21 protein-coding genes are annotated in these 17884 nt (G+C 72.1%); 14 read left to right on the top strand and 7 right to left on the bottom strand.

The window, feature by feature from the left end; translation table 11 throughout:
* The first annotated feature begins 3 nt into the window (after positions 1–3).
* Genes sufU through EJF31_RS05795 form a run of 6 tightly spaced genes read left to right on the top strand, consistent with a single transcriptional unit; the run spans position 4 to position 4870 of the window.
* Complete coding sequence (gene sufU / locus EJF31_RS05820; RefSeq protein WP_125036175.1) at positions 4–468, top strand: Fe-S cluster assembly sulfur transfer protein SufU; 465 nt, start codon at positions 4–6, stop codon at positions 466–468.
* On the top strand, positions 465–866 hold the full coding sequence (locus tag EJF31_RS05815) for a metal-sulfur cluster assembly factor (RefSeq protein WP_125036174.1): 402 nt from the start codon (positions 465–467) through the stop codon (positions 864–866). The genes sufU and EJF31_RS05815 overlap by 4 nt, the downstream gene beginning before the upstream one ends.
* A gap of 4 nt (positions 867–870) precedes the next feature.
* Positions 871–1482 (top strand): acVLRF1 family peptidyl-tRNA hydrolase, encoded by a 612-nt coding sequence (locus EJF31_RS05810; protein ID WP_125036173.1) that lies wholly within the window; start codon positions 871–873, stop codon positions 1480–1482.
* 10 nt (positions 1483–1492) lie between these two features.
* Positions 1493–2377, top strand: a complete 885-nt coding sequence (locus tag EJF31_RS05805; RefSeq protein WP_125036172.1) for an ABC transporter ATP-binding protein — start codon at positions 1493–1495, stop codon at positions 2375–2377.
* Positions 2374–3939, top strand: coding sequence for an ABC transporter permease (locus EJF31_RS05800; RefSeq protein WP_125036171.1), 1566 nt, complete (start codon positions 2374–2376; stop codon positions 3937–3939). The genes EJF31_RS05805 and EJF31_RS05800 overlap by 4 nt, the downstream gene beginning before the upstream one ends.
* A 10-nt stretch (positions 3940–3949) precedes the next feature.
* Positions 3950–4870, top strand: coding sequence for an aminoglycoside phosphotransferase family protein (locus EJF31_RS05795; RefSeq protein WP_125036170.1), 921 nt, complete (start codon positions 3950–3952; stop codon positions 4868–4870).
* 16 nt (positions 4871–4886) lie between these two features.
* On the opposite strand, the gene EJF31_RS05790 is transcribed toward EJF31_RS05795, so the two are convergent.
* The gene (locus EJF31_RS05790; RefSeq protein ID WP_125036169.1) at positions 4887–5837 is read right to left on the bottom strand and encodes a neutral zinc metallopeptidase; all 951 of its coding nucleotides are present in this window, start codon (positions 5835–5837) and stop codon (positions 4887–4889) included.
* Positions 5838–5901: 64 nt separating this feature from the next.
* On the opposite strand from EJF31_RS05790, the gene EJF31_RS05785 reads away from it, so the two are divergent.
* From EJF31_RS05785 to EJF31_RS05770, 4 genes are all read left to right on the top strand, one after another.
* Positions 5902–7500 carry an ABC-F family ATP-binding cassette domain-containing protein gene (locus EJF31_RS05785; protein WP_125036168.1) on the top strand — a complete coding sequence of 533 codons (1599 nt, stop codon included), beginning with the start codon at positions 5902–5904 and terminating at the stop codon, positions 7498–7500.
* Between the two features lie 33 nt (positions 7501–7533).
* On the top strand, positions 7534–8337 hold the full coding sequence (locus EJF31_RS05780) for an enoyl-CoA hydratase/isomerase family protein (protein ID WP_125036167.1): 804 nt from the start codon (positions 7534–7536) through the stop codon (positions 8335–8337).
* Positions 8337–10217: an ABC transporter ATP-binding protein gene (locus EJF31_RS05775; protein ID WP_221767477.1), complete on the top strand. Its 1881-nt coding sequence runs from the start codon at positions 8337–8339 to the stop codon at positions 10215–10217. Before EJF31_RS05780 ends, EJF31_RS05775 begins: the two co-directional genes overlap by 1 nt.
* Positions 10218–10313: 96 nt before the next feature.
* Positions 10314–10661: a cupin domain-containing protein gene (locus tag EJF31_RS05770; RefSeq protein ID WP_125036166.1), complete on the top strand. Its 348-nt coding sequence runs from the start codon at positions 10314–10316 to the stop codon at positions 10659–10661.
* On the opposite strand, the gene EJF31_RS05765 is transcribed toward EJF31_RS05770, so the two are convergent.
* The 3 genes from EJF31_RS05765 to EJF31_RS05755 all read right to left on the bottom strand — a co-directional run bounded on the left by EJF31_RS05765 (position 10646) and on the right by EJF31_RS05755 (position 13199).
* Entirely contained in the window at positions 10646–10834 is a 189-nt protein-coding gene (locus EJF31_RS05765; RefSeq protein ID WP_125036165.1) for a hypothetical protein, read from the bottom strand. The genes EJF31_RS05770 and EJF31_RS05765 overlap by 16 nt on opposite strands.
* A gap of 88 nt (positions 10835–10922) precedes the next feature.
* Positions 10923–11639: a hypothetical protein gene (locus EJF31_RS05760; protein WP_125036164.1), complete on the bottom strand. Its 717-nt coding sequence runs from the start codon at positions 11637–11639 to the stop codon at positions 10923–10925.
* Between the two features lie 69 nt (positions 11640–11708).
* Positions 11709–13199, bottom strand: a complete 1491-nt coding sequence (locus EJF31_RS05755) for a DUF222 domain-containing protein (RefSeq protein ID WP_125036163.1) — start codon at positions 13197–13199, stop codon at positions 11709–11711.
* 117 nt (positions 13200–13316) lie between these two features.
* Here EJF31_RS05755 and EJF31_RS05750 point away from each other — a divergent pair, with 117 nt between their 5' ends.
* Together EJF31_RS05750 and EJF31_RS05745 are read left to right on the top strand one after the other, a co-directional pair.
* Positions 13317–13502 carry a hypothetical protein gene (locus EJF31_RS05750; protein ID WP_125036162.1) on the top strand — a complete coding sequence of 62 codons (186 nt, stop codon included), beginning with the start codon at positions 13317–13319 and terminating at the stop codon, positions 13500–13502.
* A gap of 438 nt (positions 13503–13940) precedes the next feature.
* Complete coding sequence (locus EJF31_RS05745) at positions 13941–14888, top strand: aminoglycoside phosphotransferase family protein (RefSeq protein WP_260430653.1); 948 nt, start codon at positions 13941–13943, stop codon at positions 14886–14888.
* 12 nt (positions 14889–14900) lie between these two features.
* On the opposite strand, the gene EJF31_RS05740 is transcribed toward EJF31_RS05745, so the two are convergent.
* A complete protein-coding gene (locus EJF31_RS05740) occupies positions 14901–15770 on the bottom strand; it encodes an SURF1 family protein (RefSeq protein ID WP_125036160.1) in 870 nt (289 codons plus the stop codon).
* Positions 15771–15836: 66 nt separating this feature from the next.
* Here EJF31_RS05740 and moaA point away from each other — a divergent pair, with 66 nt between their 5' ends.
* Positions 15837–16826, top strand: a complete 990-nt coding sequence (gene moaA, locus EJF31_RS05735) for a GTP 3',8-cyclase MoaA (protein ID WP_125037645.1) — start codon at positions 15837–15839, stop codon at positions 16824–16826.
* Between the two features lie 6 nt (positions 16827–16832).
* On the opposite strand, the gene EJF31_RS05730 is transcribed toward moaA, so the two are convergent.
* Together EJF31_RS05730 and EJF31_RS05725 are read right to left on the bottom strand one after the other, a co-directional pair.
* Entirely contained in the window at positions 16833–17060 is a 228-nt protein-coding gene (locus tag EJF31_RS05730; protein ID WP_125036159.1) for a hypothetical protein, read from the bottom strand.
* A 133-nt stretch (positions 17061–17193) separates the two neighbouring features.
* Positions 17194–17550: a DUF3099 domain-containing protein gene (locus EJF31_RS05725; protein WP_125036158.1), complete on the bottom strand. Its 357-nt coding sequence runs from the start codon at positions 17548–17550 to the stop codon at positions 17194–17196.
* A 66-nt stretch (positions 17551–17616) separates the two neighbouring features.
* On the opposite strand from EJF31_RS05725, the gene EJF31_RS05720 reads away from it, so the two are divergent.
* Positions 17617–17829: a dodecin gene (locus EJF31_RS05720; RefSeq protein ID WP_125036157.1), complete on the top strand. Its 213-nt coding sequence runs from the start codon at positions 17617–17619 to the stop codon at positions 17827–17829.
* Positions 17830–17884: the final 55 nt, after the last annotated feature.

Raw genomic sequence — 17884 nt, 5'->3', positions numbered from 1 at the left:
TACATGAGTCAAGAGCTCGACGCGCTGTACCAGGAGATCATCCTGGACCACTACAAGAACCCTCACCACAAGGGCCTGCGGGATCCCTTCGAGGCCGAGGTGCACCACGTCAACCCCACGTGCGGTGACGAGGTGACGCTGCGCGTCCACGTGGACGGTGGGACGGTGCGCGACGTGTCGTACGACGCCGTCGGCTGCTCGATCTCGCAGGCGTCCGCCTCCGTGATGACCGACCTGGTGATCGGCAAGTCCGTCGACGAGGCGATGTCGATCCACGAGGAGTTCCTGACCCTGATGCAGGGCAAGGGCACCGTCGAGCCGGACGAGGACGTCCTCGAGGACGGCATCGCGTTCGCCGGTGTCGCCAAGTTCCCGGCGCGCGTCAAGTGCGCCCTGCTGTCCTGGATGGCCTGGAAGGACGCGACCGCGTCGGCCCTGGCCACCGCAACGTCGGAGGAGAACCGATGACCGAGAACACCACCGAGACCACCAGCGCCGTCGACCACGGCGACGACCTGCCCGAGGTGCCCGCGGCCAACGGGTCCGGCGGGACCTCCACGGTCACCGTGGACGACGTCACCGAGGCGATGAAGGACGTCGTCGACCCCGAGCTCGGCATCAACGTCGTCGACCTCGGCCTCGTCTACGACGTGCACCTCGACGACAAGTCCAACGTCGTCCTCGACATGACCCTCACGTCCGCGGCCTGCCCGCTCACCGACGTGATCATGGACCAGACCAACTCCGCCCTCGAGGGTCTCGTCAACGACGTCGCCATCAACTGGGTCTGGATGCCGCCGTGGGGCCCGGACAAGATCACCGACGACGGCCGCGAGCAGCTGCGGGCGCTCGGCTTCAACGTCTGAGTCGTTGACCCACGTCCTGGTCCCCGCCGCTCGCCTCGAGCGGTGGGTCCTCAACTTCAACGGCCGCCACGGCACCACCGCGCTCGCGGTGGCCGGCGGTGCGCTGACCGGGGCGGCCAGTGACGGGTCGACGTTCGAGGCCCGGCTGCCCTTCGGGGAGCAGTACGCCGGCCTGCCGGACGCCGCCGCCTTCGCCGCGGCGCTCGTGGCCCCGGCCGACTGGGGGGTCCTGCTGGTCCGCAAGGGCGGCTTCGCCGTCGCTCGGCTGGCCGGGGAGAAGACCACCGAGTCGAAGGTCGGCCAGCGCCACGTGCAGGGCCGCACCAAGGCGGGCGGGCAGAGCCAGCAGCGCTTCGCCCGGCGGCGGGACAACCAGGCCCGGCAGGCCTACGAGGCCGCGGCCGACCATGCCGCCCGGATCCTGGCCGGCGTGACCGGCCCGGTCGCCACCGGCGGCGACCACACCGCGGTCGAGGAGGTGCTGGCCGACGCGCGGCTGCGCCACGTCGTACCCGACGAGGCCTGGCTGCCGGTGCCCGACCCGCGACGGGCAGTGCTGGAGCAGTCCGTGCTCGACGCCCTGTCGGTCCGCGTGGACGTGGTCAACAGCCCCTAGAGTCGGAGTCGTGACGACGCCGATCGCGGTCCGCGGCCTGGTGAAACGCTTCGGCACCCATCGTGCGCTGGATGGGCTCGACCTCACGGTCGAGGCCGGCGAGGTGCACGGCTTCCTCGGGCCCAACGGGGCCGGGAAGTCCACGACGCTCCGCGCGTTGCTCGGGCTGCTGCGCTGCGACGCGGGCAGCGCGACGGTCTTCGGCCTCGACCCGTGGCGCGACTCGGTCGCGATCCACCGGCGGCTCGCCTACGTGCCCGGCGACGTCGCGCTGTGGCCCAACCTGTCGGGCGGCGAGACCATCGACATGCTGCTGCGGATGCGCGGCGCCGACCCGCGGGCCGGGCACCGGGCCGAGCTCCTCGAGCGCTTCGACCTCGACCCGACCAAGAAGGGCCGCGCCTACTCCAAGGGCAACCGGCAGAAGGTCGCCCTCGTCGCGGCCCTGGCCGTCGACGTGGAGCTGCTGGTGCTCGACGAGCCGACGTCGGGCCTGGACCCGCTCATGGAGCAGGTCTTCGCCGACTGCGTCGCCGAGCGCGTGGCGGCGGGGACGACCGTCCTGCTGTCCAGCCACATCCTGAGCGAGGTCGAGCGGCTCGCCGACCGGGTCACGATCATCCGCGAGGGGCGGACCGTGGAGTCCGGCAGCCTCGACGACCTCCGGCACCTGCGCCGGAGCCGGATCCGGGCCCAGCTCGACGGCACGATCCCCGACCTGGCGGGCACCCCCGGCGTCCACGACCTGGCGGTCGACGGCCACACGGTCACCTGCACCGTGTCGCCCGAGGCCCTGCCCCACGTGCTGGGTGAGCTGACCCGCGCCGGCGTCACCGCCCTGACCAGCACGCCGCCGACCCTCGAGGAGCTCTTCCTCGACGCCTACCGGGCATGAACCGCTTCACCGGCACCCTGGCGCTGACGCGACGGGCGGTCCGGCGCGACCGCGTCCTGCTGGTGGTCTGGGTCGGCCTGCTGGTGCTCGTCGTCTACGCCTCCGCCGCCGCGACCGCCGGCCTGTACCCCTCGGTCGCGGACCGGGTGTCGGCCGCGCGCGCGATCAACGCCAGCCCCGCGATCGTCGCGCTCTACGGGCCGATCCTGGACGTGACCAGCCTCGGCGAGCTCGCGATGACGAAGCTGACGGTGCTCTACGCCGTCATCGTCGCGCTCCTGCTGCTCGTCGTGGTGCGCCGCCACACGCGCGGCGAGGAGGAGTCGGGTCACGCCGAGCTCCTCGGCGGCACCGCCATCGGGCCGGACGCGCTGCTGGCCGCCGCCCTCCTGGAAGGTACGTCGATCGCCGCCACCGTCGGCGTGCTCGCCGCGGCAGCGGACGTGGCGGGCGGCCTCCCGGCGATCGGCAGCGTGGCCTTCGGCGCGTCCTGGGTCGGGATCGGACTGGTCGCGGCCGCGCTGACAGCGGTCGCGTGCCAGCTCTCGGCCAGCAGCCGGACCTGCGCCGGCCTCGCGGGCGGCGCCCTCGCCGTCCTGTACCTGCTCCGGGCCGTCGGCGACACCGGGCCGGTCTGGCTCAGCTGGCTCTCGCCGTTCGGCTGGTCGACGCGCCTCAGCGCCTGGCGCGACCCGCGGTGGTGGGTGCTGCTGCTCGACCTCGGACTGGCGCTCGGCCTGGCCGCAACCGCGCAATTGTTGCGGAACCGCCGCGACCTCGGCTCCGGCATCGTCCCTGCCCGCCCCGGACCGGCGGAGGGCGGGGCCCGGCTGGGCGACGCGTTCGCGCTGGCCTGGCGCGTGCACCGGACCGCCCTGCTGTCGTGGACGGTGGCCGTCGCGACGATGGGCGGCGTGATGGGCGCGATCGCCCCGGGCGTGAAGGACCTCCTCGACAGCGACGCGGGCCGCCGGATGCTCGAGAGCATCGGGGGAGCGGGTGCGCTCGAGGACGCCCTGCTCGCTGCCCTGATGTCGATCGCGGCCGTCGTCATCACCTGCTTCGGCCTCGCGGTCGTCGGCCACGGCGGCACCGACGAGCACGACGGCCGCACCGAGCAGGTGCTCGCCACCGCCACCTCCCGCACCCGTGCCTTCGTGGCGTCCACGGCGGTGGCGACCGGGGGAGCCGCCTGGCTGCTCGCGGTCACGGGGCTGGCCACCGGCGTCGGCCTCGGCCGGGACGCCCCCGGGCTGGTCGAGGCGGCGCTCGCCCAGGCACCCGCGGTGTGGACCGTGCTGGCCGTCGCCGTCCTGCTCTTCGCCGTCGACAGCAGGTGGGCACCGCTGGGCTGGGGCGTCCTCGGCGCCTGCTTCGTCGTCGGCCAGCTCGGCGACCTCCTGCACCTGCCGGGCTGGCTGGTCGGGCTCTCGCCCTACGCCCACAGCCCGGCGATGCCGGTCGTGGCCTTCGCCGCCACGCCCGCACTGGTCCTGACCGGTCTGGCCGCCGCGGTGCTCGTCACCGCGTGGTGGCGCTACGCGGGGCGCGACATCGGCTAGCGTCCGAAGCATGTGGCAGCCCGAGACGGGGTGGCATCCGATGCCGGCGGGATCCGGCACGTCCACGGTCGGCGTCTGGCGGACCGTGCTCGGTGACCAGCCCGTGGTGGTGAAGCGGCTGGCCGCGCCGTTCGAGAACGACCCCGCCGAGCTCAGCGACCCCCACCACTTCGCCTACTGGCGGCGTGCCGCCGACGTCGTCACCAGCGGTCTCGTCGAGGCGACTCCCGGCCTGCGCTGCCCGGTCCGCACGTCGGTCGCCGAGGACGTCGAGGGCATCACGCTCACCCAGGACTGGGTCGAGGACGCCGCCAACAGCGGCCTGTTCTGTGCGCACGGCCTCGGCCGCTTCGCCGGCGCCGACCTGGGCGACGCGCCCTGGCTGGCCCGCGACCAGCTCCGCGACCGGCTGGCGCGCGTCGAGCGCCGCGGCGGGTGGCGCACCCTCGCCCGGACCACGGTCGCCGACGTCGCCGAGCACCTCTGGGGGCGGCGTAGGTCGCTCCTCGACGCGCTCGACGCACTGCCGCAGGTGCCGCAGCACGGCGACCCGGTGCCGGCCAACCTCCCTGGCCGCGAGGGCGATGACGTCGTGGGTCTGGACTGGGGGACCCTCGGGCACGGCCCGGTCGGCGCCGACCTCGGCTACTTCATGCTGTCGGCGCGCGAGGACTTCGAGCCGCTGCTCGACGCCTACCTGCTCGGGATGCCCGACGGGCTCGCGACGCGCGAGCAGGTCGCGCTCGGGGCCCGGGTGACCGCGGTCGTCACGGTGCTCAACCGCGCCGAGTGGGCGCTGGCCCGGGTGGCCGGGGGAGAGGGAGCGCTCGCCGGGAAGTACCGCCACCCCGCCGTCGCGCCGCACCTGCGCGCCCTCCAGCGGCAGTTCCCGCAGATCGAGGCCCTGATGGAGGGCACCGGAGCTCGGTGATCGAGCCCGCCGAGACCTAGAGGTCGTTCGTGGCGAACGTGTCGCAGGCCTTGAGCGAGCCCTGCTGGTAGCCGGTCATGAACCACTTCACCCGCGACGCCGCCGACCCGTGGGTCCACTGCTCCGGGTTGACCCGGCCGTTGACCTCCTCCTGGATCCGGTCGTCGCCGACCGCGGTGGCCGCGGCGATGGCGTCCTGGATGTCCTGGTCGCTGAGCGACTCGATCAGCGCCACGCCGTCGGCGTTGTCGGTGGACGTGGCGTTCTTGGCCCACATGCCGGCGTAGCAGTCGGCCTGCAGCTCCAGGCGCACCGAGTCGGACTTCGGGCCCTGCTGGGTCTTGACCCGGCTCATGGTGCCGAGGAGGTTCTGGATGTGGTGGCCGTACTCGTGGGCGATCACGTAGGGCTCCACGAAGTCGCCGCTCGGACCGTTGAGCTGCTTCTGCAGCACGGCCTTGTAGAAGCTGGTGTCGAGGTAGATGTACTGGTCGTTGGGGCAGTAGAACGGGCCGACGTCCGAGGTCGCGTTGCCGCAGCCGGTGTCGATCGAGTCGGTGAAGGTCTCGATGCCCGCCTCGGCGGTGAAGTCGGTGCCGGCCTGGTCGGGCAGCGTGGTGGACCAATAGTCGTAGAGGGAGTTCTCGACGGCGACCCGGGCGCAGTCGGCGGACTTGTTGGCGTCCTCGCCGGTCTTGCAGGAGCTGTAGCGGCCGGTGTCGGCGCCGGTGAAGCGGCTGCTGTCGAGGCCGCTGCTCGTGCCGCCGCCGCCGTTGTTGAGGCACTGCGTCAGGACGAGGTAGAGGATGACGATGATCACGCCGCCGATCCCGCCGCCGGCGCGCAGGCCGCCCGGGATCGGGATGCTGGAGCCGCCTCCACCCCCGAGTCCGCCGCCCCCGCCGCGGCCACGGCCGGCGTCGCCCATGCGCTTGGTGTCCAGACGGGCCTTGGGATTGAAGCGCATGGGTCCCTCCAGGGGCTGCTCAGTTCGTGCGGGGCGGTGAGCCGCGCCTAGACTAACCACCCTCATGATCACCGCCCACCAGCTCGAAGTCCGTGCCGGCGCGCGGCTCCTCATGGAGAACGTCAGCTTCCGGGTCGCCGCCGGCGACAAGGTCGGTCTGGTGGGCCGCAACGGCGCCGGCAAGACCACCCTCACCAAGATCCTCGCGGGGGAGGCGCTGCCCGCTGCGGGCAACGTCCAGGCGACCGGCGAGGTCGGCTATCTCCCGCAGGATCCCCGCATCGGAGACCCCGAGGTCCTCGCCCGCGACCGGATCCTGTCCGCGCGCGGCCTCGACGACGTCGTACGACGCCTCCGGGCCGCCGAGACGGACATGGCCAGCGGTGACCCCGACGTGGCCGAGAAGGCCATGCGGCAGTACTCCCGCGCCGACGCCGAGCTGCACGCCGGCGGCGGCTACGCGGCCGAGTCGGAGGCCGCCCAGATCGCCAACAGCCTCGGCATCGAGGAGCGGATCCTCGGCCAGCAGCTCAAGACCCTGTCCGGCGGACAGCGCCGCCGCGTGGAGCTCGCGCGCATCCTGTTCTCCGGCGCGGACACGCTGCTGCTCGACGAGCCGACCAACCACCTCGACGCCGACTCGATCGTGTGGCTGCGGGAGTTCCTGAAGTCGCACAAGGGCGGGCTGATCGTGATCAGCCACGACAACGACCTGCTCGAGACCACGGTCAACAAGGTGCTGCACCTCGACGCCAACCGCGGCGTCATCGACGTCTACAACATGGGCTGGAAGGCCTACCTCACCCAGCGCGAGACCGACGAGCGCCGCCGCAAGCGCGAGCGGGCCAACGCCGAGAGCAAGGCCAAGACGCTCACCGACCAGGCCAACAAGATGCGGGCCAAGGCCAGCAAGGCCACCGCGGCCCAGTCGATGCTCAAGCGCGCCGAGAAGATGATGTCCGGGCTCGAGGGCGAGCGTGCGGCCGACAAGGTCGCGAAGATCAAGTTCCCCTCGCCGGCCGCCTGCGGCAAGACCCCGCTCACCGCCAGCGAGCTGTCCAAGTCCTACGGCTCGCTGGAGGTCTTCACCGACGTGGACCTGGCCATCGACAAGGGCAGCCGCGTGGTCATCCTCGGGCTCAACGGTGCCGGCAAGACCACGATGCTGCGGATCCTGGCGGGCGTCGACAAGCCGGACACCGGCGAGGTGATCCCGGGGCACGGGCTCAAGCTGGGCTACTACGCCCAGGAGCACGAGACCCTCGACACCAACCGCACCGTGCTGGAGAACATGCAGAGCGCCGCTCCGCAGCTCACCGACACCGAGGCGCGCAGCGTGCTCGGGTCGTTCCTGTTCTCCGGCGACGACGCCCAGAAGCCCGCCGGCGTGCTCTCCGGTGGCGAGAAGACCCGCCTCGCGCTCGCGTCCCTGGTCGTCTCCAGCGCCAACGTGCTGCTCCTCGACGAGCCCACCAACAACCTCGACCCCGCCTCCCGCGAGGAGGTGCTCGCGGCGATCCGCACCTACGAGGGGGCGATCATCCTGGTGACGCACGACGAGGGCGCCGTACGCGCCCTGGAGCCGGACCGCGTCCTGCTGCTGCCCGACGGCGACGAGGACCTGTGGAGCGACGACTACGCCGACCTGGTGTCCCTGGCCTGAGGCCGGCGTGCGCGGGGTTCCTAGACTCCGGGCATGACACCTGACGCGATCGCGGCCGCCGGCCTCCGCCTCCACCAGTCCGGGGCGGTCGCCACGATCACGCTGGACCGTCCCGACGTCCGCAACGCCCAGACTCCGGCGATGTGGCGGGCCCTCGCCGCGATCGGTGCGGCGCTGCCCGAGGAGACCCGGGTCGTGGTGCTGCGCGGCGAGGGGCACTCGTTCTCCGCGGGACTGGACCGCGCCATGCTCGCGCCGGGCGCCGCCGGCGAGGGCGTCGAGACCGTCGCCGACCTGCTCGCCATGGAGGATGCGGACATCTCCGCCACCATCGACGCCTACCAGCAGGGCTTCACCTTCCTCCACGACCCGCGGTTCGTCTCGATCGCCGCGGTGCAGGGCTATGCGATCGGGGCGGGCTTCCAGCTCGCGCTGGCCTGCGACCTGCGCGTGGTCACGAGTGACGCGCAGTTCTGCATGAAGGAGGCCGCGCTCGGGCTGGTGCCGGACCTCGCGGGAACAAAGCCGCTCGTCGACAGCGTTGGCTATGCCAGGGCGCTGGAGATCTGTGCCACTGCGCGGATGGTCGACGCGGCCGAGGCCGTGGAGATCGGGCTCGCGCAGGCCGTGGTCCCCGCCGAGGAGCTCGACGCCACTGTCGCGCACCTGGTCGCCGCCCTGACCGCCCCGATGGCCGGGGCGGTGTCGGAGACCAAGGCGCTGCTGCAGGCGGCGTCGGGGCGCGACCTGGACGAGCAGCGCCGCTTCGAGCGCGAGGCCCAGGTCCGCCGGTTCCGCGAGCTGGCCCGGCTGCAGGGCGGAGATGGAGGCAGCTGATGTCGATGATGGGCATGGGCCCGGCCTTCCGGGCGATGCGCACCGACCGCAGCGCCGTCGACCAGCGCCTGGCGCGCGGCACCGTCCGTCGCGTCTTCCGCTACGCCGGTCCGCACCGGACGCTGATCGCGCTGTTCCTGGTCTTCACCGTCGTCGACGCCGGACTGGTCGTGGTCTCGCCGCTGCTGGTCAAGCGGATCGTCGACCGCGGCATCCTCGGCGGAGACGGCCGTCTCGTCACGGTCCTGGCCCTGGCGATGGCCGGCGTGGCGCTCGCCGACGCCCTGCTGAGCGTCGTCGTGGGCTACCTGTCGTCACGGATCGGGGAGGGACTGATCTACGACCTGCGGGTGCAGGTCTTCGCGCACGTGCAGCGCCAGTCGCTCGCGTTCTTCACCCGCACCCAGACCGGCGCGCTGGTCTCGCGCCTCAACAACGACGTGATCGGTGCCCAGCGGGCGTTCACCTCCACCCTGTCCGGCACCGTCTCCAACGCCATCTCGGTCGTGGTCGTGGGCATCGCGATGATCGCGCTGAGCTGGCAGGTCACTCTGCTGTGCCTGCTGCTGTTCCCCGTGCTGTTCCTGTCCTCGCGCTGGGTGGGCAACCGGCTCGCAGGCCTCACGCGTGAGCAGATGGACGGCAACGCCGACATGGGCAACGCGATGACCGAGCGCTTCAACGTGGGCGGCGCGATGCTGCTCAAGCTCTTCGGCCGCCGCGACGACGAGGACGTGAAGTTCGCCTCGAAGGCCGGGCGGGTCCGCGACCTCGGCGTCCAGATCTCCCTGATCCAGCGGGTGTTCGTGGCCGCGATGCTGGCCGTGCCGGCCCTCGCGACCGCGCTGGTGTACGGCGTCGGCGGCCACCTCGCCCTCGACGGCACCCTCACCGTCGGCACCCTGCTCGCGCTCGCGACGTTGCTGGTCCGGCTCCTCGGCCCGCTCCAGGGGCTCTCCAACGTCCGCATCGACGTGATGACCGCGCTGGTGAGCTTCGAGCGGGTCTTCGAGGTGCTCGACCTGCCCTCCCTGATCCAGGAGAAGCCCGACGCCCTCGCCCTGCCGCCGACCGCCTCACGCCTGGAGTTCGACCACGTCGCCTTCACCTACCCCCGCGCCGACGAGATCTCGCTCGCCTCGCTCGAGGGCGTGGCCCGCAAGGAGTCCCGCGACAGCGGTCAGGTCCTGGCCGACATCTCCTTCGTCGCCGAGCCGGGGCAGATGATCGCGCTGGTCGGGCCCTCGGGTGCCGGCAAGACGACGGTCACCCACCTCGTCGCCCGCCTCTACGACGCCGAGCGCGGCGTGGTGCGGGTCGGCGGGCAGGACGTCCGCGACGTCACGCTGCAGTCCCTCGAGGACGCGGTCGGCTACGTCACCCAGGACGCCCACATGTTCCACGACACGATCCGCGCCAACCTGCTCTATGCCCGGCCCGAGGCCGGCGACGAGGAGATCTGGGACGCCCTCGAGGCCGCCCAGATTGCCCCGCTGGTGCGCGGCCTGCCCGACGGCCTCGACACGGTCGTCGGCGACCGCGGCTACCGGCTGTCCGGCGGCGAGCGCCAGCGGCTCGCGATCGCCCGGCTGCTGCTCAAGGCCCCGGCGATCGTCGTCCTGGACGAGGCGACGGCGCACCTCGACAGCGAGTCGGAGGCCGCCGTCCAGCGGGCGCTCGACGCCGCGCTCGAGGGGCGCACGTCACTCGTCATCGCGCACCGGCTCTCGACCGTGCGCAACGCCGACCGGATCCTGGTCCTCGACGGCGGCAGGATCAGCCAGGCCGGCACCCACGCCGAGCTCCTGGCCTCCGGTGGCCTGTACGCCGACCTCTACCGGACGCAGTTCATCCAGGACGCGCCGGCCGAGGCGCTGTAGGGGCCAGCAGACGATCCAGATGGGCGATTCCGGGGAGGCCGTGACCGGCCTAGATTGGGGTCGCCCGGGGACGGCCCTGCACACCTGGAGGTAGTCGTGTCATCACTGAACATCGCCACACCCAACGAGGTCCGGCCGTTCCGGGCCCACGGTCACATGGACGTCGTCACGCTCGACGACTTCACCCTCGGCATGGGCACCTTCGAGCCCGGCTGGCGCTGGTCGGAGGACGTCAAGCCGATCGCCGGGACCGAGTCCTGCCAGGTCCGCCACACCGGCATCTGCGTGTCGGGCCAGATGGTGATCCGCATGGACGACGGCACGGAGAGCACCATCGGCCCCGGTGACGTCGTGCTCATCGAACCCGGCCACGACGCCTGGGTCGTGGGCGACGAGGCCTGCGTGCTCTACGACACCGGCGTCGCCGCCTACGCCAAGGCGTAGGGCCGGACCTCGCCCGCTGGGGCGTCGAACGGCGTGATCGGGACGCTCCAGCCGGCCGGTCCGACGTACTCCCTCGCGGTGAACTCGCCCGCGTAGTAGCCGTTGTGGCGGTGCACGTGCGCGCGCCCAGCGGACGTGCCGGACTCCTGCTCGACGGCGATCCATGCGGCCATGCCGGTCACCTCCCTCCGAGGATCGTTTCCCGGACAGAGGGGCGTCGGGCGTTGAGTGATACGTCGCTCGGGCCTCGACCCGGGGACGTCAGCGTCGGGGGAGGGAACCCCACGTGCCTTGGGCATGCACCAGCACCACGGCGAGCGCTGCGGCCGAGGCCACCATGGCCGCGAACCACAGCAGGCGCGTCCAGCGCCCGGGCACCCCGGTGGCCGGGCGCTGCCCGGGCAGGATGGTGAGGCGGAGCGCCGGGACGAGCCGGCTCAGGAGGTGCAGTCCGGCGGCCCCCACCCACACCGCGAAGAAGCCCTGGTGGAGGGTGATCCAGTCGATGCGGAATCCGAGCACCGTGAGCAGGTCCTGGCGTGCGGACTCCTCGCCCAGCAGGATCAGGAGGACGCCCGTCGCGAGCAGGCCCAGGGTCGAGACCACCACGAGCGGGCCGAGCACCCGGAGCAGGAGCGGCGGTGGGCCGGCCTGGCGGTAGGGCGTCCGGCCCAGGTAGTAGCCCGCCATCTTCCAGCCGGTGCTCGCCGTCTTCATCACCGCTGGCGGCACCAGCAACGCGCCGAGGGCGACGTGCCACGAGATCAGCCCCCGCACGTCGAAGAGGGTCAGCAGCTCTGCGACCGACAGGACGAGCAGCACCAGCCCCGTCCACGCGGTCAGCAGGACGTTGCCGGCCGGCCCTCCCGTCACCGGCAGGACGGGGCTCTCGGTGGCGGTCCGACCGCTCGCCTCGGCGTAGGCGTCCACGAACGCACGCTGGAGCCCGCCGGTCGACTTCTCTGTCGCAGGGTGCATGCGGGCACGTTGGCAGCATTGCCTGTGCGTTTCCTGTGCCCGGGCGCGTCCCGGGCACAGTCCTCGCGTTCATCTGTTCGTGACGCGATCCGCAGTCAGGGTGATCTGGCCGGTGTCGAACTGGTGCTGGAGGCGGACCAGGGCGCGGTCGAGGGAGTCGGGGCTGAGCCAGGCCTGGGCGTCAGACTCGGTGATGTCGTGGGTGCCGGCGGCGTCGACGAGGCGGTGCAGTCCGTGCGGGGTGCGCCACAGGGTCTCGCCGGTTGGGGTGATGGCGACCCGGTAGCCGAGGTGGGTCTTGGCGCGGTGTGCGGTCCGGGAGAGTGGTCGGCCGGTGTGGCTGGTGGTCTGGCCGGGTGGTCCGGTGGGCCGGTAGGGCACCGGATGGTCGAGGTCGACCTTCCTCGAGACGCGCGTGGCGTGGGGGAAGCAGTCGACGGGCTGTCGGAGGTGGATGCGTTCCTTGATCGCCTCGGGGTGCTCGTAGGCGCAGCTCGAGATGAGGTCTTTGAGGTCGATGACTGGCCTGATCACCAGGTTGGTGTGGGCCAGCAGCTCGGTCAGCTGGGCCAGGGCGACCGGGCCGATCCCCTCGACCCGCGCGACACCACTGGCGGCGCCGGTGAGGGCGGCTTCGTGGAGGTGGACGTAGAGCACGGAGTCGGGCCGGAACCGGTCGGGCTTCGCGGACCGTAGGGCGTCGAGGAGGTCGTTGGGGAACGAGAACGCCCGCGGGACCGAGTCGGCTTCCTCAGCCGTGTCGGGGGCGGGGTCGGCGTGTTCGAGGAGGAGCTGGAGGAGCTCGGCGGGGCGGGCGAGCCAGCCGAAGGCCAGGGAGCGCAGCAGGTCGCGCGGCGAGTCGGCGTGCTCGGGGCGGGTGGCGAGGATGTCGGCGACGCGGGCCACGACGGCGTCGACGTAGGCGGCGTCCCCCGCGCTGATGCGGGCGATGACGTGCCGCAGGCCGACCGCGTCGGTCCGCGACAGCGACACGAAGCGGCGGTGGCGGGCTTCCTCGAGGCGCGTGGCGTGCGCGTCGGGGTCGGCCTCGATGATCTTGGCCTCGACCAGGGAGATCACCCGCGCGGGGGACTGGGAGCCGATGGCGCGGGCGACCGCCTGGTCGACCACGTCGACGAGGGCCAGGGGCAGGTCGCGGGTCATGACCGCGACCTTGCGGGCCAGCCAGGGCTCGGCGCGGCCGGCGCGGGTGGCCGTCCAGGTCTGGGGCAGCCGGTGCCGCAGGTCCAGGGCGTCGGCGGCGACCGCGCGGGCGGAGAGGGTGTGGACGCCGCGGGCGACGCCGAGCTCGCACAGCGACAGCTCCCGGACCCGCGGCGTGCCCTCACCACCGAGATCCACCAAACGGTCCGAGCCCGGCGGCAGCGGGACCGAGGGGTCCGGTCGCGGGTCGTCGCGGGGATCGGAGGCATGCAGGTCGCACCAGTGCAGCACCAGCAGCAGGTCCTCGACCTCGGCGCGACGTCGCCGCGCGGCCGCGTCCCCGAGCAGGGCGAGCGTGTCGCCTGCGTCGAGGTCGGTCACCGGGATCTGAGCCATGCCTGATTCTAATCGAACATGTGTGCGAACACAACAGGCTGTAGCGAGTCAAGATTCCTTGCAGGGTCCCAACTGCGAGGCGTTTGTTGACGTCAGTCCCTTCGATACCTTCTGGTCGTGTCGATCTTCAAGCGCCGACGCCCACCCAGGGCGTCGAAGGAGGCAGCCTTGGCGGCGGCGCAGAAGGCCACTGCCCGACTGCGACGGAGCAACGCGAAGGCCAGGCGATACCAGGACGGGAAGCAGCCGAACCCGGTCGACCGGATGACGCCCAACCAGTGGGCCGCCGGCGGGGGCCAGTGACGGCCGTCGGATCGATGACCGTCACCTACGCCGGATGCTCCATCGAGTGTGACCTCACGGCAGGGGCGCCTTGGTCCCGTCGGCTCAGCTGAGCCACCGAACCCGCCCCCAGGGACACGAACGCGGCCAGGCCCGCGAGTACCGACCACTCGCGCTGCCGGTCCTCGCAGGCACGCCTGTCACCCGGTCCGACGTCTGAGTGGATGCCGTTGCCGCCTTCGCTCGTGGCGATGATCCCCGGGCACCTTGCTGTGTCCCCGTCGACGTGCACGGTGGGCGCGGAGGCCAGGAGGAGTGCGGCGCAGACACCGGCTGCGATCGCGATGGCGAGGCAGACGACACGGGTCATGACACGACGATAGTGGGCCTCCCTCGTTCGGACGACGTGTCGAGTTAATGGAAGGCACGGCCGGAGGCCGGTCGGTACTGTGCTCGGCCGTGAGCCCGAACAGTCATGAGTCGACCGACGAGGTGCCGGACATCGGAGCACCGCCACAGCGGCTGACCGTCGACGTCGAGACCCTCCGCCGGCTCGTCGCGGAGCAGTTCCCGCAGTGGTCGGCGCGGCCCGTCGCACCGGTCAGCAAGCCCGGATGGGACAACCGCACGTTCCACCTCGGTGACGACCTGCTCGTCCGACTGCCCAGCGCTGCGGAGTACGCGCTGGCGGTCGAGAAGGAGCACCGCTGGCTCCCCGAGCTGGCGGAGCGGCTGCCCGTCCCGATTCCCGCGCCGCTCGGTCTGGGGGAGCCCGGTGCCGGGTATCCCTTCCCGTGGTCGGTCTACGGATGGCTCCCCGGCGAAGCCGCCGACCGGGCCGCGACCATCGACCCGTCCGGCCTCGCCGAGGACGTGGTCGGCTTTCTCGAGGCCCTCCAGCGCATCGACGCCACGGGTGGCCCACAGCCCGGCGTCCACAACTGGTTCCGCGGCGGGACCCTGCGGACGTTCGACCCGTACGCCCGGGGCTCGCTCGCGAAGCTCGACGGCCACCTCGACGCCGACCTAGCCACGGCCGCCTGGAACGACGCCCTGGCGGCCCGGTGGGACGGGGTGGACGTCTGGTTCCACGGGGACATGGCACCCGGGAACCTCCTGCTCGACGGGGGCAGGCTCACCGCGGTGATCGACTTCGGCACCTGTGGGGTCGGGGATCCCTCCTGCGACCTCGCCATCGCGTGGACCCTCCTGACCCGCCAGGGCAGGCGGCTGTTGCGCGAACGCCTCGACGTCGACGAGCCCACCTGGTCACGGGGTCGCGGATGGGCCCTCTGGAAGACGTTGAGCAACCTCGCCAACGCCGTCGAGGACGGGGACGAGCCCGAGGAGCGCGAGGCGCGGCGGGTCGTCGAGGCGATCCTGGACGACTACCGCGACGCGCACTGACCGGTCGGGGCGTCAGTCCTCCCCGGCCTTGGCCTCCCGCTCGGCGGCGTACGCCCGCTGGTAGGCGGCCCGCACCCTCTGCTTCTGGGCCTGCTTCGCCGCCTTCTTCTGCTTCCGCTCGGCCATCGCCTCGGCGGCCGCGGACGTCTCGCCGCGGAGCAGGGCCCGGCGCTCGTCGTAGAGGAGGTAGAAGAAGCCGAAGACGGCGAGGATGCCGAAGAACCACCACTGCAGGCCGTAGAAGAAGTGCGGGCCGTTGTCGAGCTCGGGGAGCTCGGTGGGCTCGAGGGTGTCGGCGGCAGGCGGGTCCTCGGACTTCAGGTCGACGAAGCCGCCGTAGACGGGGGTGTCGATGGCCTTGCCGATCTCGACGCTCGAGATCGCCCGGGTCGACAGGTCGGTGACGGCCGCGCTGTCGCCCGTCGCGTCCACCCGCACCCAGCCGGTCACGGTCACCTGCCCTGACGGCGGGGCGGGCAGCGTCGAGGTGTCGCCGCCGCGGTTGTCCGACGGGGTCCAGCCGCGGTCCACCAGCAGGGCGGTGCCCGAGGCCGTGACGAGGGGGACCACCACGTCGACGCCGGACTGGCCGTCTCGCGTGGCGTAGCGGAGCACGACGGTGTGGTCGGTGTCGTAGGTCCCGGTGGCAGTGACCAGGCGCCACTCGTCGCGGTCCGACACGCCCGAGCCGGGGCGCAGGACCGAAGCCACGGGGGCGGGCGGCAGGGACTCGTTGCGCTCGACGATCGCGTTGCTGGCCTTGCGGTCCTCGAGGCGGTGGAACTGCCACTCGCCGAGCCACCAGCACGCCCAGGCGATCAGGACGACGGCGACCGCGAACAACAGCCACCGTCGGCTGACCAGGAACAGGAACGATCGCACCCAGCGAGGCTATCCGGGCGGTGGGCGCCGCACCGGTGCGGGTGCGCCCGTAGACTCGCTGGTGTGATGACACGTGCGCTCGAGGACCGCTACGGCCGTGTGGCGACGGATCTGCGCGTGTCGCTGACCGACCGTTGCAACCTGCGCTGCTCCTACTGCATGCCGGCCGAGGGACTCGACTGGCTGCCCGACGAGACCGTGCTCTCCGACGACGAGGTCGTCCGCCTCGTGCGCATCGCGGTGGAGCGTCTCGGGGTGCGCGAGGTGCGCTTCACCGGCGGCGAGCCCCTCGTACGCCGTGGGCTGGTCGACATCGTCCGCCGCACCCACGAGCTGGGCGTCGAGACGTCGCTGACCACCAACGCGCTCGGGCTCTCGCGCACCGCCCAGGCCCTGGCCGACGCGGGCCTGGACCGGATCAACGTCAGCCTCGACACGATCCGTCCCGAGACGTTCCTCGAGATCACCCGCCGCGACCGGTTCGACGACGTGGTCGCGGGCCTCGAGGCGGCGCAGGCCGCCGGCCTCGGGCCGATCAAGATCAACGCCGTGCTCCTGCGCGGCGTCAACGACACCGAGGCTCCCGAGCTGCTCCGCTGGTGCCTGGACCGCGGCTACGAGCTCCGCTTCATCGAGCAGATGCCGCTCGACGCCCAGCACGGCTGGAGCCGCGAGGCCATGGTCACCGCCGACGAGATCTTCGAGCGACTCGGGTCCGCCTTCGTGCTCACCCCGGCCAGCGAGCCGCGGGGGAGTGCGCCCGCCGAGCTGTTCATGGTCGACGGCGGGCCCGGCACGGTCGGGGTCATCGCCTCGGTCACGCGGCCCTTCTGCGGTGACTGCGACCGGGTCCGGCTGACCGCCGACGGCCAGGTCCGCAACTGCCTGTTCGCCCGGCAGGAGTCCGACCTGCGCCTGGCCATGCGCTCGGGTGTGAGCGACGAGGAGCTGGCCGACCGCTGGGTCGTGGCGATGGCGGGCAAGCTGCCCGGGCACGGCATCGACGACCCGACGTTCCTCCAGCCCGACCGCCCGATGTCCGCGATCGGTGGCTGACGGCCGCTAGCGGCCGCCCTCGGGGCCCTGGTCGACCGGCGCCTCGGCGACGGGCACGACGTCGCGCAGGAATCCCCGCGCGGTCAGGAAGTCGGCCAGGCCGGCCCGGTGCTCCGCGCACGCGACCCAGACCTTGCGGCGGTCGGGGGTGTGCAGCTTCGGGTTGTTCCACAACAGCGCCCAGACGGCCTCGGACTGGCAGCCCTTGCCGGAGCAGGTGGGGGTCTCGGTCATGCCGTCCTCCCACGGAAAGGTCGGGAAATGGGCAGTGCCGGACAGCCACGGGGGAAGCCGTCCGGCACCACCGCGAACTGAGACGGGGGAGACCCAGCTCGCGCCGAGGATTCTGTCACTTGCGTCGAGGAAGTCAAATACCGCCGTCGCCGGAGTGGCGCCCGGAATCCGTGCCCGGAGGCAGCTGCGCGCGACCGTAATCGGCGTCCAGCAGCTCGAACCCGTCGGATCCGGAACCGGAATTGTTGGCCATCACCACGGCGACGTAGGGCAGGATCAGCGCACCGGCGATCAGGATCGGCCAGAGCCACTCCACGTGCGCCAGGGCCGCGACGACGGCGCCGACGAAGCAGACCGTCCGGATGCCCATGGACAGCAGGTAGCGCTTCTGGCGCGCGGCGATGTTGTCGGCGCGGTTGGTGGCTGCCGTCGTGATGCGGACCGGCTCCGCCTCGCGCGCCCTGCGGCTGTGGCTGTGGGTCCGGGCCATGCCGCCATCCTACGTCGGTACGCTCACAGTCCGTTCCCCACCGGGCCCGCCCACCAGGAGGCACTCATGAGCAACCGCACCTACCGCGTCAGCGAGATCGTCGGCACGTCGCCCGACGGGATCGACCAGGCGATCCGCAACGCCATCGAGCGCGCCAGCAAGACGCTGCGCCACGTCGACTGGTTCGAGATGACCCAGGTCCGTGGCCAGGTCAAGGACGGCGCCGTCGAGCACTTCCAGGTCGGCCTCAAGGTCGGCTTCCGCCTCGAGGACGACTGACCAGACCGTCTCAGCCCGTGAGGGTTTTAGGTCTACTCCTGGGTAGTCGCTAGCG

Origin of the sequence: Nocardioides sp. LS1 (assembly GCF_003865225.1) — a bacterium.
In the GTDB taxonomy this organism is placed as follows: domain Bacteria; phylum Actinomycetota; class Actinomycetes; order Propionibacteriales; family Nocardioidaceae; genus Nocardioides; species Nocardioides ginsengisegetis.
This window is presented reverse-complemented; position numbering and strand designations above follow the sequence as displayed.

Bases quoted from the DNA above. Each gene is read 5' to 3' on its own strand.
- EJF31_RS05760 (WP_125036164.1), bottom strand. From the start codon at position 11,639: ATGCACCCTGCGACAGAGAAGTCGACCGGCGGGCTCCAGCGTGCGTTC.
- EJF31_RS05730 (WP_125036159.1), bottom strand. From the start codon at position 17,060: ATGACCGAGACCCCCACCTGCTCCGGCAAGGGCTGCCAGTCCGAGGCC.
- EJF31_RS05755 (WP_125036163.1), bottom strand. From the start codon at position 13,199: ATGGCTCAGATCCCGGTGACCGACCTCGACGCAGGCGACACGCTCGCC.
- EJF31_RS05800 (WP_125036171.1), top strand. From the start codon at position 2,374: ATGAACCGCTTCACCGGCACCCTGGCGCTGACGCGACGGGCGGTCCGG.
- EJF31_RS05790 (WP_125036169.1), bottom strand. From the start codon at position 5,837: ATGCGCTTCAATCCCAAGGCCCGTCTGGACACCAAGCGCATGGGCGAC.
- sufU (WP_125036175.1), top strand. From the start codon at position 4: ATGAGTCAAGAGCTCGACGCGCTGTACCAGGAGATCATCCTGGACCAC.
- EJF31_RS05780 (WP_125036167.1), top strand. From the start codon at position 7,534: ATGACACCTGACGCGATCGCGGCCGCCGGCCTCCGCCTCCACCAGTCC.
- EJF31_RS05815 (WP_125036174.1), top strand. From the start codon at position 465: ATGACCGAGAACACCACCGAGACCACCAGCGCCGTCGACCACGGCGAC.
- moaA (WP_125037645.1), top strand. From the start codon at position 15,837: ATGACACGTGCGCTCGAGGACCGCTACGGCCGTGTGGCGACGGATCTG.
- EJF31_RS05765 (WP_125036165.1), bottom strand. From the start codon at position 10,834: ATGGCCGCATGGATCGCCGTCGAGCAGGAGTCCGGCACGTCCGCTGGG.
- EJF31_RS05720 (WP_125036157.1), top strand. From the start codon at position 17,617: ATGAGCAACCGCACCTACCGCGTCAGCGAGATCGTCGGCACGTCGCCC.
- EJF31_RS05775 (WP_221767477.1), top strand. From the start codon at position 8,337: ATGTCGATGATGGGCATGGGCCCGGCCTTCCGGGCGATGCGCACCGAC.
- EJF31_RS05785 (WP_125036168.1), top strand. From the start codon at position 5,902: ATGATCACCGCCCACCAGCTCGAAGTCCGTGCCGGCGCGCGGCTCCTC.
- EJF31_RS05795 (WP_125036170.1), top strand. From the start codon at position 3,950: ATGTGGCAGCCCGAGACGGGGTGGCATCCGATGCCGGCGGGATCCGGC.
- EJF31_RS05725 (WP_125036158.1), bottom strand. From the start codon at position 17,550: ATGGCCCGGACCCACAGCCACAGCCGCAGGGCGCGCGAGGCGGAGCCG.